At 34.9% G+C, this 16,184-nt stretch carries 16 protein-coding genes; 10 read left to right on the top strand and 6 right to left on the bottom strand.

The window, feature by feature from the left end; translation table 11 throughout:
• Positions 1 to 283 precede the first annotated feature (283 nt).
• Positions 284 to 1,351: a phosphatidylinositol-specific phospholipase C1-like protein gene (locus tag EGI05_RS16710; RefSeq protein WP_123264154.1), complete on the top strand. Its 1,068-nt coding sequence runs from the start codon at positions 284 to 286 to the stop codon at positions 1,349 to 1,351.
• Positions 1,352 to 1,484: 133 nt separating this feature from the next.
• Here the strand turns inward: EGI05_RS16710 and EGI05_RS16705 are convergent, their stop codons facing one another.
• Both EGI05_RS16705 and EGI05_RS16700 read right to left on the bottom strand, forming a co-directional pair.
• The gene (locus EGI05_RS16705; RefSeq protein ID WP_123264153.1) at positions 1,485 to 3,275 is read right to left on the bottom strand and encodes a metallophosphoesterase family protein; all 1,791 of its coding nucleotides are present in this window, start codon (positions 3,273 to 3,275) and stop codon (positions 1,485 to 1,487) included.
• Positions 3,276 to 3,409: 134 nt separating this feature from the next.
• Positions 3,410 to 4,414 (bottom strand): hypothetical protein, encoded by a 1,005-nt coding sequence (locus EGI05_RS16700; protein ID WP_134197445.1) that lies wholly within the window; start codon positions 4,412 to 4,414, stop codon positions 3,410 to 3,412.
• Between the two features lie 382 nt (positions 4,415 to 4,796).
• Between EGI05_RS16700 and EGI05_RS16695 the strand changes: the two genes are divergently transcribed.
• The 4 genes from EGI05_RS16695 to EGI05_RS16680 all read left to right on the top strand — a co-directional run bounded on the left by EGI05_RS16695 (position 4,797) and on the right by EGI05_RS16680 (position 8,002).
• Positions 4,797 to 4,997: a hypothetical protein gene (locus EGI05_RS16695; protein ID WP_134197447.1), complete on the top strand. Its 201-nt coding sequence runs from the start codon at positions 4,797 to 4,799 to the stop codon at positions 4,995 to 4,997.
• Between the two features lie 64 nt (positions 4,998 to 5,061).
• Positions 5,062 to 6,714 carry a tetratricopeptide repeat-containing sensor histidine kinase gene (locus tag EGI05_RS16690; protein ID WP_123264150.1) on the top strand — a complete coding sequence of 551 codons (1,653 nt, stop codon included), beginning with the start codon at positions 5,062 to 5,064 and terminating at the stop codon, positions 6,712 to 6,714.
• 11 nt (positions 6,715 to 6,725) lie between these two features.
• Positions 6,726 to 7,391 carry a helix-turn-helix domain-containing protein gene (locus EGI05_RS16685; protein ID WP_123264149.1) on the top strand — a complete coding sequence of 222 codons (666 nt, stop codon included), beginning with the start codon at positions 6,726 to 6,728 and terminating at the stop codon, positions 7,389 to 7,391.
• Positions 7,392 to 7,531: 140 nt separating this feature from the next.
• The gene (locus EGI05_RS16680) at positions 7,532 to 8,002 is read left to right on the top strand and encodes an SH3 domain-containing protein (protein ID WP_123264148.1); all 471 of its coding nucleotides are present in this window, start codon (positions 7,532 to 7,534) and stop codon (positions 8,000 to 8,002) included.
• 54 nt (positions 8,003 to 8,056) lie between these two features.
• Here the strand turns inward: EGI05_RS16680 and EGI05_RS16675 are convergent, their stop codons facing one another.
• The 4 genes from EGI05_RS16675 to EGI05_RS16660 are packed head-to-tail and all read right to left on the bottom strand — an operon-like array spanning position 8,057 to position 10,629.
• Positions 8,057 to 8,506, bottom strand: coding sequence for a GNAT family N-acetyltransferase (locus EGI05_RS16675; protein WP_123264147.1), 450 nt, complete (start codon positions 8,504 to 8,506; stop codon positions 8,057 to 8,059).
• Positions 8,499 to 9,122, bottom strand: coding sequence for a ribosome biogenesis GTP-binding protein YihA/YsxC (gene yihA / locus EGI05_RS16670; RefSeq protein ID WP_123264146.1), 624 nt, complete (start codon positions 9,120 to 9,122; stop codon positions 8,499 to 8,501). The genes EGI05_RS16675 and yihA overlap by 8 nt, the downstream gene beginning before the upstream one ends.
• A gap of 5 nt (positions 9,123 to 9,127) precedes the next feature.
• Complete coding sequence (locus tag EGI05_RS16665) at positions 9,128 to 9,826, bottom strand: hypothetical protein (protein WP_134197449.1); 699 nt, start codon at positions 9,824 to 9,826, stop codon at positions 9,128 to 9,130.
• Between the two features lie 41 nt (positions 9,827 to 9,867).
• The gene (locus tag EGI05_RS16660) at positions 9,868 to 10,629 is read right to left on the bottom strand and encodes an alpha/beta fold hydrolase (RefSeq protein WP_123264144.1); all 762 of its coding nucleotides are present in this window, start codon (positions 10,627 to 10,629) and stop codon (positions 9,868 to 9,870) included.
• A 273-nt stretch (positions 10,630 to 10,902) separates the two neighbouring features.
• Here EGI05_RS16660 and mraZ point away from each other — a divergent pair, with 273 nt between their 5' ends.
• From mraZ to EGI05_RS16635, 5 genes are read left to right on the top strand one after another with little or no spacing between them, the layout of a single operon-like run.
• Positions 10,903 to 11,361, top strand: a complete 459-nt coding sequence (mraZ, locus tag EGI05_RS16655; RefSeq protein WP_123264143.1) for a division/cell wall cluster transcriptional repressor MraZ — start codon at positions 10,903 to 10,905, stop codon at positions 11,359 to 11,361.
• Positions 11,362 to 11,397: 36 nt separating this feature from the next.
• A complete protein-coding gene (gene rsmH / locus EGI05_RS16650) occupies positions 11,398 to 12,291 on the top strand; it encodes a 16S rRNA (cytosine(1402)-N(4))-methyltransferase RsmH (RefSeq protein ID WP_123264142.1) in 894 nt (297 codons plus the stop codon).
• Between the two features lie 52 nt (positions 12,292 to 12,343).
• Positions 12,344 to 12,709 (top strand): FtsL-like putative cell division protein, encoded by a 366-nt coding sequence (locus tag EGI05_RS16645; RefSeq protein WP_123264141.1) that lies wholly within the window; start codon positions 12,344 to 12,346, stop codon positions 12,707 to 12,709.
• A complete protein-coding gene (locus EGI05_RS16640) occupies positions 12,693 to 14,684 on the top strand; it encodes a penicillin-binding transpeptidase domain-containing protein (RefSeq protein WP_123264140.1) in 1,992 nt (663 codons plus the stop codon). The genes EGI05_RS16645 and EGI05_RS16640 overlap by 17 nt, the downstream gene beginning before the upstream one ends.
• Before the next feature lie 20 nt (positions 14,685 to 14,704).
• Complete coding sequence (locus EGI05_RS16635) at positions 14,705 to 16,165, top strand: UDP-N-acetylmuramoyl-L-alanyl-D-glutamate--2,6-diaminopimelate ligase (RefSeq protein ID WP_123264139.1); 1,461 nt, start codon at positions 14,705 to 14,707, stop codon at positions 16,163 to 16,165.
• Positions 16,166 to 16,184 lie beyond the last annotated feature (19 nt).

Raw genomic sequence — 16,184 nt, 5'->3', positions numbered from 1 at the left:
CGCTGTTGTTCCCGCAACAGTGGTTTTCATTTTAAGCCATCGTTAGTTTTTATTTCGGCATACAAAGTAAAAGGATCTACCACAAAATCGTTTTAACAGAGTATTATCTTAAAGTCAATAAAATATAAATATCCCAAAATGAGAAAATATCAACATATTAAATATCAATCATTTAAAAAATAGCATTTTTAAGATGTTACGCAATCTTAAAAAACACTTAACATAATATATAACCAGCCTGAAAAGATGAGTGCTTAATTTCGTCGTTACAAAAATTGATGCAATGAAAAAGGCAGTTGTACTAGGTTTATTTTTATCTTCATTAAACCTTTTCCGGTCGCAATCACAAAATTTAAACAATTTAAAGATCAATGAAATTCAGGTGATCGGTTCGCACAATTCTTATAAAAAGGCGATTCTTCCTGAAGTTTACAGTTATTTATCCCAAAAAGATTCGATGAATTTTCTTCCGAGGATCCAATACGAACACATCCCAATACCTCAACAACTGGATCTGGGATTAAGAAACCTTGAAATTGATGTTTATGCAGACAGTAAAGGCGGAAAATATGCCCATCCTAAAATTCTGGATCTGGTAAAAACATCCCAGCCTTTCGATCCTGAAGGAAAAATGAAAGAACCGGGTTATAAAATGATCCATATTACGGATATTGATTATCAGACTTGGTACTACACATTGGAAGATTGCCTGAAAGATCTGAAAAAATGGTCTGATGCCCACCCCGATCATGATCCTATTTTTATTACCCTTGAACCGAAAGACGGAAAAGCCAACCGATTCGGGACAGAGCCTGAACATTATACTTCAAAACTTTTTGATGATCTCGATAATGAGCTGAAAAAATATTTAGGGAAAAATAAAATCATCACTCCGGATGATATTCGCGGTTCTTACAAAACATTGAATGAAGCCGTTTTAAACAAAAACTGGCCAAAAGTGAAAGATGCCAAAGGAAAATTCCTGTTTGTACTTGATAACAATAGTGAAAACAGAGACTTGTATATGAAAGATCATCCATCTTTAAAAGGAAGAATGATTTTTACAAATTCAACGCCAGGAACTCCTGAGTCTGCAGTATTATTTATGAATGATCCAAGTCCGAAAATTGCCGAATTGGTGAAACGGGGCTATATTATCAGAACCAGAGCCGATGCAGATACGATGGAAGCAAGGAAAGAAGATTATTCAAGATTTGAAAAAGCAAAGGAAAGCGGGGCACAGGTTATTACGACAGATTACTACCTGCCGAGCAAACTTTTTAAATCAAACTATAAAATTAGTTTTGACAACAATACATATGAGAGAAAGAATCCTGTGAACGGAAAATAGAACATTTTTTACGATTAGATTTATATGAGAAGGCCGTCAGAATTGATGGTCTTTTCTGTTTTTTAAATATTCATATCACAAATCTTTTTCACTGGTAAACACAAACATCTGTGAAATCCGTGGAAAATAAAAATCACAACCGTTTAATCTTCTGTTTTTTCAGATCTATTTCAAAATGATCCGCCGGATCGCCGTTTGAAAGTAAAGAAAGAATTTTAAAAACAGATTTTAATTGCAAAACAAATGGATCTTGTGATTTACTTTTCTGAAACAATTTTTCTAATATATAATATTGCTGTAATCTTTCTTTTGGGATATCTTTTTTTGCCAGTTCATCAGCGGACTGAAACTTGTATAAATCCAGTAAAGCATCTCCAAAAAACCATTTCTGGAAAGCTTTAGAATCAATTTCACTTTCCTTTATTTGATCTTTATTTTGAACTAATAACAACAGATCCTCACCATTCAATTTTTCCACTTTTTCAATGAAATCCCTCGGCCAATCTTCCGGAATCATTCTCAATCTAACCAATTCTTTAAGGTGAAACAGCATAAAATCATGATACGTTTCCGAATGCAAAATATCCTTATTCCAAAGGGTTTTATTTCCATTTTTTCTTAAAGCATCATATTCTTTTTCGTAAAGTGGAAATAGCTCATCAAAATTCGGAACATCATTTAAAACTTCTGTTTGCACCTCCATTTTTCCAGATGAATGAATTGTTAGAATTTTATATGCCGGAAGATAAGCCGCTAGTGATGGAACCTGGACATTCACCAATATTTTATTCCCTATTTTCCGGATTCCGGTATCGTTGATGTGCATATGTCCCGCAAAATGAATCTGTAATCCGGCTTCAGCAAAGGCTTTTGCAACATCCTCTTCGGGAACTCTTTCCAGCTGCCATTTCTTTTCGCCCAATACATTTTCAATTTCTTTTGTAGCACCATCATTGAAATCAATCATTGGATAATGTGTAAATGCAATAACAGTTTTTCCGTTCAATTTTGCTTCTTCTGTGATTTTTTTCATCCAATCGATCAAATGCCTTTTGTTGGTAAGAACGTTATTGTAACCGATACTTGCTCCTTTATAATTGGAAGGATTATCTGGTTTTTCATTTACATTTTTCGGAATGTAGGTGTTTCCATCGATGGCAATCATCCAGATTCCTTTTACGGGTTCGACGATATAACTTAAATCCGGAACAGAAAAACCTTTTGAAACTTCATAGATTCTTTTGGAATAATCAGCATTTTGCAGAACTTTTTCGTAAGAATAATTTTTAACAGCCTGAAAATTGAAAGGTGTACTCCAAAATAAATTCTCTTTTTTAGGATAAAAACCAAAGTCTCTTAATTCATCCAAAATTTCCAAATACCCGGATTCTGCAATGTCTTTTGTTATAATCTTATTCTTGATTTTTCCAATATTTTCTTTGCTATAAATTCCTAATGGGCTCCCGTCCTGTCCTAGAAAATCATCCTTTCCTGCATTCTGCCGGAACGGACCAACCGGATCATGATTTCCTGTTGTGATATAAAAATTGATCCCATATCTTTTATGATATTTTTCTAAAATTTTGTGTAATCCGCGAATATTATATGCTTGTCCGTCATCCGAAAAATCGCCGGGCATGGCTACAATTTTAATTCCTTTAGCGGCAATATCATCCAGGGCTTTTAAGAAGGCAAAATAATTTTCATTAAAAATTCTGGTCGAATGCAATTGAGAATCCATTGTTCTCAGAATGGTTGGTTTTCCCGTTTTAGGATTGATGATCCCTTTAAAATCATGATCCGAAAATCTTCCGTACAAATCCTGAAAATGCACATCTGACAGAAAAGCAATCTGCACCGGCTTTTGCTGAGCCCAACACAAAGAAAACCCAAACAGTAAAAATGAGAATATTCCTTTATTCATCTTAAAAAGGACGAAATTAAAGGAATATTAGGTGAATCGTTTTAATTGAATTTTAAATTATTGTGAAGGACGTTTATTCTTCGATCTGTAGGGAGTCTGCGCCTGGTCCTGCAGAATTGGTTCTGAAACATTTTTTAATTATAAACATGTTTATCTAAAATATATTTCGTCATTTTTTTCAGTTTCCTATGATTCGTTGGGTGGTTTCCTTCATGAGTAAAAAACTCTATTTTACCATCTGATTTTAAATACCATATTTTACCAACTGATTTTTCCGTAATAGTATCCGGAAAGGTGATCTTTTTAAAATTTTCTACTAAATTCTTATTAATCGCAATTAAAGAAGCCGGAACATTTTCATCATCACAAAAAGCTTCCTGATAATGATCATCTTTCCAGTACATACATTGCATTTCCTTTTTGGCAGGAATATAAACAGTGGAAATTTTATCTCCGGCATTATTATCTTTTTTACTCTCTATTATCGGCGTTTTCACAATATCTGATGGCTCTGCCATTATGCCTCTCCGCGTCTCTGAGCTATCCGTCATTTTTTCCTGAAAGTTTTCTGTTTTTTTTACCTTATCCTTTATTCCCAAATATCCCGCTAAAATAAAAGAACAGCTAAGGACACCTCCAATAAGAATGTTTTTTAAGCTTAATTCCGGAGTTTTTCCTTTTTTTTCATCCCCTTCCGATGAATATTTGCTTTCATCTTTCTCTTTTTCTAAAAAGTTTTTCTGTTTAGAATTTCCATAACCTCTTTCATTTACAGAGAGCTCTTCCCAATCTGTTTTATTGTCATCAGGATCTCCCAGCTCTGCTTCATAATTAAACTTAAAATTATACGGACGCGGTTCAAAATCAATAAGCCAGGCCAATAATTCAATATTCTTATCCTCCGTTTCCGAAGTTTTTCCTTTTAAAAAATTACTTAACGGTTTGAATCTATCAGTATCTGTATTTCTGATGCTTATCCCATAGTCTGTAGAGTCATCTTTCGGCAGGAAAAAAAGTCTTAAGGTTTTGCCGTCCTTCTCTTTATATCTTTCTGAATATACAATAGAGCACTCCTGTTTCAGTTTTGCAGGAGTTGGTGCAACTAAATTCAGAGAAAGCTTCCCTTTCTCTTTTTTCATTTGATAGGCTTTGAAAACACTATCTGTATAACTGGTAAACATTTTTCCAAATACCTCGAATAATTATTACATCCGGAATCTTCGGAATTCCTAAAGAATGGCCGGAATCTTCGGAATTCTCCTATGCATCAGTGTTTAACGAGCATAGTTTTGCATCAGAAATCATAAATAACTCTGACTTGCTATCAGAGCAAATGTACAAAACAGATTTCATTATTGATGTGATAAAGTGAGGATTAATATCTGAATTGGGAAGCAAATTTTACTCTCACTCTGGATCATCATACTTCCCAAAAATTTAAGAAGCGCTTCAACATGTGTACAGCTCGTGAGCTCTCACGAGAGGAAGAAGAACATTACCAATTTTTAAATTTTTAGAAACATGATCCAATTCTTATTAATGCTATTAGGTTTAGCATTTTCAGGGAATAATGTAGATATACCATCCAATAATAATTCCAGTATAGTAACAGCTCAGACTTCAGAATCCGATCCCGGAAATGAAACTGGCGGAGATGAGGGAGATACCGGTGGTAATACGGGACAAAAACCTCCTGCACCAACACCGGGTATAAATCCTTAATACTATTTCAAGAGTTCGAGAGCAATACAATATTGCTCTCTTTTTTGTATCTTAGGAAGAAAAATTGAAAAGAATTATTTTTTTCATACTAATAACTTTTATTAGCTGTAATAAAGAAAAACTTCAAGATGCAGTTGGTGCTTCCAACGAAAACTTATTAAAAGCACAAGATTTCAGAGACAATGGAAATGCGGATTCTGCTTATGTTTATTACACAAAAGCAAAAGATGATCTTTTAAAAATTCATGACAGCATTGAAGCTGCACGTGCTATTACCAACCTCGCGATTATAGAATGCGACAACGGAGATTATCGTACAAGTATTGCAAACTCTATTGAAGTAGAAAAATTGTTGCAAAATAAGCACGACAGCATTTCCGAACTCATCGCTTCAAAAAACTATAATTCCATTGCGATTGCCTCAAAAAATCTTAAGAATTTTGATGATGCAATTCACTATTACAATCTTGCACTATCTCTTGCAAAAACAAAAATAGATTCATTAGCATTTTATAATAATATTGGGGATACGTATGTAGAGCAATATGATTTAGAATCCGCAAAAGCGTATTTTCAGAGAGCAATAAAAACCCATGATCAAAAAGATTATGCTCGCGCTCTCAACAATTTGGCCAAAACAAAATTTCTGGAAAACAATGATTATGATCCAATGCCGGAATTATCTGAAGCATGGAAAATCAGAATTCAGGAAAATGATCATACAGGAATCAACTCAAGCCTGGCTACTATTGCTGATTATTATATAAAGAAAGATGAGAAATCAAAAGCTCTTTTCTATGCTCAGGAAATGTATAAAATTGCTCAAAAAAACAAAAGTCCCGACGATCGGTTAGAAGCACTACACAAATTAATAAGACTTAATCCCGAAAATTATTCTGAAAACTTCAATACCTATACTTTATTGAGAGACAGTTTGGAGACCACAAGAAACAATTCCAAAAATCGTTTTGCAATTATACGATCCAAAACTGAACAGTTAAAAAATATCATCACTGAAAAGCAAAATCGTATTTTAAGACAATCTGTTATACTGGGTGCTTTGGTAATTGCCATTATAATCTTGGTCCTTATCCTTGGATGGTTTAGAAAAAAGCAGAAAATACAACAACAGAAAAGCGAACTTGATCTTAAAAACACCCAACTTGCCATGTCAAAAAAAGTACATGATGTTGTTGCCAATGGTGTTTACCAAATTCTTACTGAAATTGAAAATCAGGAAGAAATGGATAAAAACAGGATTTTATATAAACTGGAAAGTGTGTATGAAAAGTCCAGGGATATTTCTTATGAAAATCTTAGCTCTAATAATCAGGAAGATTTCAGAGATAAAGTATCCCAGCTTTTAAGTTCATTCCAAAATGAAAACAGAAAGATCTTTATTGTTGGTAATGAAGAGAAAATATGGAATCATTTGTCTGATTCTAAACAAGAAGAAATTTATCATATACTACAGGAACTGATGGTTAATATGAAAAAGCATAGCCTTGCTGATCTTGTTGTTATACGTTTTGAAAACTCCAAAAACAGCACTCATATTTATTATTCAGACAACGGAATTGGTATTCAGGAAAAGCTTAATCCTAAAAATGGGTTACGGAATACGGAAAACCGTATTCATTCAATGAAAGGAACAATTATTTTTGACTTAGAAACTGAAAAGGGGCTGAAAATCAACATTTCGCTTCCTCATTCTTAAAATTAAAAAAAATGTTCAAAAAAGTATTAATTGCTGAAGATTACGAGATCACCAACTTATCTGTACAACGGGTATTACAGGAACTTAACATCCATAATGTTGATCATGTTTATTATTGTGATGATGCTTTGGCTAAAATAAAAAAAGGGATACGGGAAAAGGAACCATATGATCTATTGATTACTGATATCTATTTTGAAGAAGATCATTACACCCAACAGATCAAAGATGGAAAAGAGCTTATAATACAGGCAAAGCTCGAGGATCCTACATTAAAAATCATTGTTTTCTCAGGTGAAAACAGATCCGGTGCCATTGACTCTTTATTTTCCGATTATTACATAGACGGCTTTGTCCGCAAAGCTCGTTATGATGGTAAAGAACTTAATCTTGCTATTAATTCTGTCTACCAAAATAGGCAGCATTTGTCAACGGAATTACAGCAGTCTGTAAAAAAAATAAACGCCTACGAGCTCTCTAATTATGACACAGACCTTATAAAACTTTTAGCAAAAGGAGTTTTACAAAAAGATATCCCTGAGTATCTTAAGAACAAAAATATTAAACCGAATAGTTTGAGCAGTATAGAAAAAAGGTTAAGTCACATCAAAATGTCTCTGGACGTTAACAGTAATGAACACCTGATTGCGTTCTGTAAAGATTTAGGGCTTATTTAAGTAAAAAGTACATCATGCACACCAACTCTTTTTCAAATTGAAAAAGAGTTGTTTTTATTTACGGTTTCCCGTAAGGTAATTTCCTCATACATAAATATTTTTGACATGAAGCTTTTGGCTTCATAAAACTGACTGACACCGTGAAAAAATTAATTATTTTTATTGTAACAGCCTGTCTTGGCTTGTCTTTTTTGTGCTCGTGTTTTAAAGCCAATGATATTATTATTCAAGATGGAAGGTGCATTGGCTCTGCAAATTGTTCTATTTGTTCAAACTGCTCAAGTTGCGGGCATTGCAGTTCCGGTGGAACCTGTGGGGTTTGTATTGGAAAGACTTCTGTAAAAACAGTCTATAATAATTCCCTTCAAAAAAAGAAAGGATTCAGTAAAGTTGCCTCAGAATCTACATTATATGATGCTTCTGTTATATACTACGCAAAAAAAGAAGTTGTAAAAATCTATAAAGGGCCGGGTTTTGAATTTGCCGTAATTGAAAAGATCAGGCAGGGATCAAAACTCGTTGAGATTGAAAAAAATGAAGAATGGCTCTACGTTAAAATCTGGAAAACAGGAACCGAAGGATTTGTTTTTCATGATGATGTTAAAAACTAATAACCCCGAAAATATCTTTTTTCACAAGGAAAGCGAAGATGAATCTTCGCTTTTCTATTTTTTAAGCATTTCCGTATGCGGAATATCATCTTCCATGTATTTTTTCCCGGTATCCTCAAATCCGAAACCGGCATAGAACTTCAGTAAATAATCCTGTGCAGAAATTCTGATCTCAGAAGTATGAAACCTGTTTTCTATAGTTTCAACAGCATATTGTATCAATAATTTGCCCAAGCTTTTTCCCCTGGCATTTTCTGTAGTTAAAACTCTTCCTATGGAAGTTTCATGGTATTTAATTCCTTTGTCAAAAACTCTACAATAAGCCAGAACCTTTCCATTCTCTTCTGCCCAGATATGTATCGCCTTTTGATCATAATCATCCAGATCCGGATAAGGGCAATTTTGCTCTACTACAAAAACATCAACTCGAGCTTTCAAGACCTGATACAATTCCGGAACCGTAAACTCTTCAAAAGTTTTTATTTTCCAGATTATATTACTCATCAAATCTTACATTATTATGTGTTAAAAAATCATTGGTCTTTTCTATAAAATCAAGGATCTCTTCACAACCCTCCTTCTTTTCAGCGGATGTTACATACAATTCAGGAAGATCTTCCCAGGTTTTGTGAAGCTCCATTTTGTAATCTTCTACATTTTTTATAACCACATTAGGTTTCAGCTTATCTGCTTTGGTAAATACAATAGAAAACGGCACCCCGCTTTCTCCACACCATTGGATAAATTCCAAATCAATCTTTTGAGGATTATGTCTCACATCTACCAAAACGAAAAGATTCACAAGATTTCTCCTGTTCAAAATATAATTGGTAATCAACTTTTCAAAATCTTTTCTGATCGACTTGGAAACTTTTGCATACCCATATCCTGGTAAATCGGTTAAATACCAGTTTTCATTCACTAAAAAATGATTAATAAGCTGGGTTTTCCCCGGCGTTTGGGATGTTTTTGCCAAATCTTTATGATTCATCATCGCATTGATCAGTGATGATTTACCCACATTAGACCTTCCGATAAAAGCATATTCAGGAATCGTAGGTTCCGGGCAATCCTGCCATTTCCCACTACTCTTTACAAAATTTGCTGTTTTAATAACCATTTTTACTATTTTAATTCTCCAAATATCGTGATAAAAAAATCGCCGTAAAAATTCCAGTCATCTAAATAGCAATTGATGATTTGCTTTTTCTTACTGCCCAGCTCAAAAGTATATACATTTCTATAATCAGAACTCTCATCTTTTAAAACTGCCGCTTCTATAGCTTTCTTTTCTGATATAATTAATTTTTTTAAAATCTCAGGTTTTATTTTTTTTGAAAAATTTCCACTTTCATTCCTAAAATCAGCCCAAAGTTCATTTCCTTTATAGTAAAAAACAGCATTTTGTTCATTTACATTCGTAGCCGAAACCCCTTTAAAGCTTATTTTTAAAGTATCCAATTTATTAACTGATGAAACGAAAGTAGTGATATCAGGTTCCACAAAATAATCAAGACAAAAGTCAATAAAATTATTGCCTTCCGTTAAATTCACATTTTTAGCTACCGTTTGTCCAAAAATATTCTGATACTGAACTGAATAGGTTTTCGTTTCCATATTTTTAGCATAAAATGCCCCGAATCCTTCATTGATAAAATCAACTTCTCGATCTCCGTCAAATATTTTAATGCTTTTTTGTTCCGGATTATAATTCCCTGTTTTACAATCTTTAATGGCTCCTATCAACCAGGCTTCTTTCTGAGCCCTCATCGTAGTGCTCAGAAAGAGAAATAGAATTAAAAAAGAGAATTTCAATTTCATCATAAATAAAAATAGGAAGTAAAAACTTACCTCCTATCATCTTTTTATACTTTATCTCTTAACCAGTGGTAAAGAATTTCATTGAACTCATCAGGTTTTTCCATCATCGCAGCGTGCCCACATTTATCAATCCAGAACAAATCTGAATTCGGAATAAACTTGTGCATATCTTCTGCAACTTCCGGAGGTGTTACATTATCCTGTTTTCCCCAGATAATACATGTAGGACACATAATCTTAGGCAAATCATTCAGCATATTGTGTTTAATGGCGCTTCTTGCTAACATCACCGTTTTAATCCCTTTCATCCTGTCATTCACCACATTGAAAACCTCGTCCACTAAATCTTCAGTAGCAACAGATGGGTCATAAAAAACCTCTTCTGTTTTCTTCCTTATATATGATCTGTCATTTTTTCTTGGAAAGCTGTCCCCGAAAGTTCTTTCATACAAGCCTGAGCTTCCCGTAAGGACAAGGTTCTTTACGAGATCAGGTCTTGCCAATGTTAAAATCAAACCAACATGACCACCCATTGAATTCCCTACAATAGTTACCGGTCCGGAAACATGGCTCTCAATAAACTTGATGATATATTTTGCAAGAGTGGTAAGATTCGTGTTGAGTACGGGTAAATCATAGATCGGCAATTGAGGCACATACACCTTAAATCCTCTCTCTGAAAAAAAATGCACCATCTTATCGAAATTACTCAAACCACCCATTAGTCCGTGCAACAGCACCAATGGATGTCCTTCTCCGGCCTCTACAAAGGTATATTTCTTTTCTTTTTTTGTACTAAATATCATAAAAATGCTTTAATAAAGCCTTGCAAAAATACAAATTAAACCTCAAAAATATTTTGATATCCCTAATTTAAAATAAAAATAATATAATAATGTTCTTTTACTTGTTTTTTTTCAAAATCCTTTTGTTATGGCGTAAATAACACATCATACAAGATTCAAAAAATCAAACACTTACACCTCAGACTCTTACAACTTGGCAAAACTTATTAACATTAAGTCAAAAAGTGGGAAAAAGTGGGAAATTTTGGAAATATTTATATAAATTTGTCCCAAATGAAGAATTTCATCGGGACATATGAGTGTAAAATAGACGACAAAGGTCGCTTAAAAGTGCCTTCATCGCTGATCAAGCAGATGGAGAACTTTGAGGATAAGGCTTTTGTGGTAAAACGCTCCGTGTTCCAGCCTTGCCTTGAAGTGTATCCTATGAAAGCATGGGATAAGCTGATGGACAAAATTAATAAACTAAACAGATTCATTAAAAAGAATGCTGACTTCATAAGAATGTTTACGGCAGGAGTAAAGACAGTAGAATTGGATAATGCAGGAAGATTACAGATTTCCAAAGACCTTACCCACTTTGCAAATCTTCAGAAAGATATTGTAATCACAAGTGCTGGAGAATTGTTTGAAATTTGGGACAAAGATGCCTATGAAAAAGTAATCTCTACCAATGAAGCCGACTTCGCAAACCTTGCCGAAGATGTGATGGGCTCTTTCGATGAAGAATAACACGCCAATTAAAAAGCGAAAAACACAAACTAAAACATGTATCATAATCCCGTTTTGTTGAAGCAAAGTGTAAATGATTTGGTGACGAATCCAGACGGAATATACGTGGATTGCACCTTTGGTGGTGGCGGACATTCAAGAGAAATACTGAGCAGGCTTTCAGACAAAGGAAGATTATACAGTTTTGATCAGGATTTAGACGCTCTTAAAAATACCATTGATGATCCGAGATTTACTTTGATCAATCAGAATTTCAGATTTCTTGAAAATTCTTTATTAATGTACGGAGTTTCCGGAGTGGATGGGATTCTTGCTGATCTTGGAGTATCATCGCATCAGTTTGATGAAGCAGACAGAGGTTTCTCAACCAGAAGCAATGCTCCCTTGGATATGAGAATGAACGTTATGCAAAGCCTCGATGCCAAAAGAGTGATCAATGAATATGAAGAGGAAGAGCTGGCTGACATATTTTACCACTATGGAGAATTGAGAGAAGCCAGAAAACTGGCCAGAGATATTGTTCATCACAGAAAAACAAAAAGCATAGAAACGACAGAGGATTTAAAAAAACTGTTCAGTTATATCCCCCCTCATAAGGTTAATAAATTCTATGCACAGCTTTTTCAGGCTATAAGAATTGAAGTTAACCAAGAGCTTGAAGTGTTGAAAGAAATGCTGGTTCAGGCTTACAGAATGTTAAAGCCGGAAGGAAGATTAGTCGTAATCTCTTACCATTCTTTGGAAGACCGTTTGGTAAAAAGATTTTTAAAGAACGGAATGTTCGAAGGAGAACCGGAAAGAGACATCTACGGAAATTATAAAAAAGCATTTGAGCTGTTGAAGAGTAAGGCCATTATTCCCGATGACAAGGAAATTGAAGAAAACTCCAGAGCAAGAAGTGCAAAAATGAGAACAGGAATAAAAGTATAAATGATAAGCGATACCAATTATCTTTTATCATTAATCAATTATAAACAAAGCTTTGGCAAAAAAAACAACATATCGTCCTCAGAAGAAGCTCACCTTTATAGACATTATAAAGGGAAACTTCCTGAATCGTGATGAGATCAAAATACATTACAAGTATTTTCTCTTGCTGTTCATACTGATGATGGCGATGATCTATAGTAACCACTTGGTTAACAAAAAGATCAAAATTGTAAATGCCCTAAAAGAAGAAACGGAAGAATATAAATCAAGAAACGCTTATGCGCAAAGTAAGCTGATCAAAGTAAAAATGGAATCGGAATTGGGAAAAGAGGTGGCAGAAGATTCCTTAATGACATTGGAAAATCATCCTCATAAACTGCTGATAAAATTAGATAGTACAGATGCAAAAGCAAAATGAATACGATAACAAACGTAAAAAAACGTTAAGATGGGGCTACCTCTTCGCAGTGGTGGCTTTGTGCGTGTTTGTCATGTTTTTGGGAAGGATCATCATCCTTCAGAATACCAATGTACAGGAAATAAAAGACGATTACATCAATAAAAACTACCGCGAAGCCACTTTAAAAGCGGCCCGTGGAAATTTATACGCATCTGATGGTTCTATTTTGGCAACAACCGTCATGCGTTATGACATCTATCTGGATTTCAAAACAATAAAGGATACTGTTTATTCTAATAATATTGGAGCTTTAACAGACTCTCTAAGTAAAATGTTCGGAAAACCGAGAGCTGAATTCAGAAAGAAGTTTGACGAGCAGAGAAAAAAGAAAAACCAATATTATTCCTTAGCCAGAGGATTGGATTTTGATCAATATGACAGAATCAGAAAGTTCCCGATCTTCAAAAGAGGGAAAAATAAAGGAGGATTCATCGTTGACAGAAATTACAAAAGAGAACTCGCAACTTCAGAAATCGGAGCCGGAACTATCGGAATGGATAACGGTGAGCTTAAAGCAGGTCTGGAAGGCGCTTTTTCAAAGTATTTAACAGGAACTGATGGAAAAAGATTAGAGCAGAGAATCAACTCTTCTCAATGGAAACCAATCGATTACTGGAAAGTTCAGGAACCTATTGACGGTGAAGATGTTTACACCACTTTAGATCTCAGAATCCAGGATATTGCCCATTCTGCGCTTGAAAAACAATTGATCAATTTCGAAGCAAAACACGGAACCGTGATTGTAATGGAGGTTGCAACGGGAAAAGTTCGTGCATTGGTCAACTTAAAAAGAACAGAAGAAGGAGAATACGTTGATTCATACAATTATGCTTTAAAAGATAACATCGAACCGGGTTCTACATTTAAAACCATTTCGCTTCTTGCAGCAATGGACGACGGTTTCATTGATGAAAATACAACTGTAAATGTAGGAAACGGAGTTTGGACGTATGCCAAACAAAGAATTTCAGACGGTCACGGTGGCGGAACATACGAAATCAGTGACGTTTTGGCAAAATCCAGTAACGTAGGAACAGCCAAACTGATCACCAAATATTATGCAGATAAACCTCAGATATTTCTTGATCATTTAAAAAGATGGAAATTATTTGATAAAATGGACATCGAGCTTCCGGGAATTACCAAACCGAAGATCGTAACTCCTGAAAATAAAAGATGGAACGCTGCAACACTGGCTTCTATCGCTTATGGATACTCGTCTAACATCAATCTTTTACAATTGGCAACTTTCTATAACGGGGTTGCTAACGGTGGCAAAATGCTTAAGCCTCTTTTCATCGATAAGATCATGAAAGACGGAAAGATCATGTACGAGGCAAAACCTGAAGTGATGGTCAACAAAATGGCATCAGAAAAAGCTATTAAAATGATGACCAGTGCATTAACCAAAGCCGTAGAAAAAGGAACCGCAAAAAGTATCTTTACTCCCAACCTGAAAATGGCAGGAAAAACAGGAACCGCAAGATTTGAATATTGGCTTCCTGGCCCAATGAAATACCGAGCTTCCTTTGCAGGATTTTATCCCGCAGACAATCCGAAGTACACGTGTTATGTTATGATCAGTGAACCGAATACGGCAAAAGGATTTTACGGAGGAACAGTTTCCGCACCGGTGTTTAAAGAAATCGCAGGAAAAACATTCCTGAAAACACCACAAAATATTGAAAGAGAAATGCTGGTTGACAAAAAGGTAAACCTTAATAAAATGGTTGAGCCTAATGTAAAAGTAGCAGTAAACAATAAACAAATGCCTAATGTAGTTGGCCTAATCGGTAAAAACGTGATTCCTCAGTTGGAAAACTTAGGATACCGTGTCGACTATAAAGGGGTGGGAAGAATAAAAGAACAATTCCCACTGGAAGGCACTGTGATCAGTAAAAACCAGAGAATTTATTTGTCTCTGCAAAATTAAAAGATAAAAGCATCATAGAAATGCAATTAATTGAATTATTAAATAGAATCCCAACTTTAGAAATTCACGGTAACAACACCCGTGAGGTTTCCGAATTGGTATTCGACAGCAGAAAGGTTACGGAAAACTCTCTTTACATTGCGATGAGAGGGACAGTGGTGGATGGACATTCATTTATTGCATCATCTATTGAAAAAGGAGCTAAAGCGATTGTTTGTGAAGAGCTTCCTGAAAACTTGGCCGACAATGTTACTTATGTCAAAGTAAAGGATTCATCAAAAGCTTTGGGGCAATTGGCATCCAATTTCTATGGAAACCCTTCAGAACAGTTAAACCTGATCGGAGTTACGGGGACAAACGGAAAAACATCTGTTTCCACCTTATTATTTGATGTTTTCAAAAATTTAGGGTACAATTCTGCTTTGCTTTCTACTGTAGAAATAAGAATTGGTGATGAAGTAATTCCGGCCACACATACAACTCCGGATGTAATTACCATCAATAAAATTTTAGCAAAAGCCGTTTATGAAGGCTGCGAATATGCTTTCATGGAAGTAAGCTCCCACGGAATTGCCCAAAACAGAATCGAAGGATTACACTTCAAGGTGGCAGGATTTACCAATCTTACCCACGATCATTTAGATTATCATAAAACCTTTGATGAATATCTGAAAACGAAAAAAAGATTCTTTGATGAGCTTGATGAAACAGCTGTAGCCATTACCAATATTGATGATAAGAATGGTAATATCATGCTTCAGAATACAAAAGCAAAAAAAGTTTCTTATGCTTTGAAGACAATGGCCGATTATCACGGAAGACTTCTGGAAGTGGATTTCAACGGAATGCTGTTGAATTTCAATGGAAAAGAATTCTGGACTACCTTGACAGGAAAATTCAATGTCTATAATCTGTTATTGGTATTTGGAATTGCATCTGAACTAAGTTTTGAGCAGGATGAAATTCTTCAGGCGATCAGCCAATTAAAAAGAGTTTCCGGAAGATTTGAAACGTTTAAATCAGATGGCGGAATTTTCTTCATTGTAGACTATGCACACACTCCGGATGCTTTAGAAAACATCCTGGACAGCATCAATGATATCAGAACCAAAAACGAAAGACTGATAACAGTTTTCGGTTGCGGAGGCGACAGAGATCACTCCAAAAGACCTGAAATGGGAAATATTGCCACCAAAAAATCAACGTTGGCCATCATCACTTCAGACAACCCGAGAACAGAAGATCCGGCACAGATTATAAAAGAAATTGAAGCAGGTGTTGAACCTCAGAACTTCAGCAAATACACTTCAATTCCAGACAGAAGAGAAGCCATAAAAATGGCGATCAAATTTGCAGAACCGAAAGATATTGTTCTCGTCGCCGGAAAAGGCCACGAAAACTATCAGGAGATTAATGGCGTAAAACACCATTTTGATGACAAAGAAGTAATTAATGAGCTTTGGAAATTAATGAGTAAGTAAATTATAATCGATAATTGAT

The organism is Chryseobacterium daecheongense, assembly GCF_003729955.1.
Classification (GTDB): Bacteria; Bacteroidota; Bacteroidia; order Flavobacteriales; family Weeksellaceae; genus Chryseobacterium; species Chryseobacterium daecheongense.
This window is presented reverse-complemented; position numbering and strand designations above follow the sequence as displayed.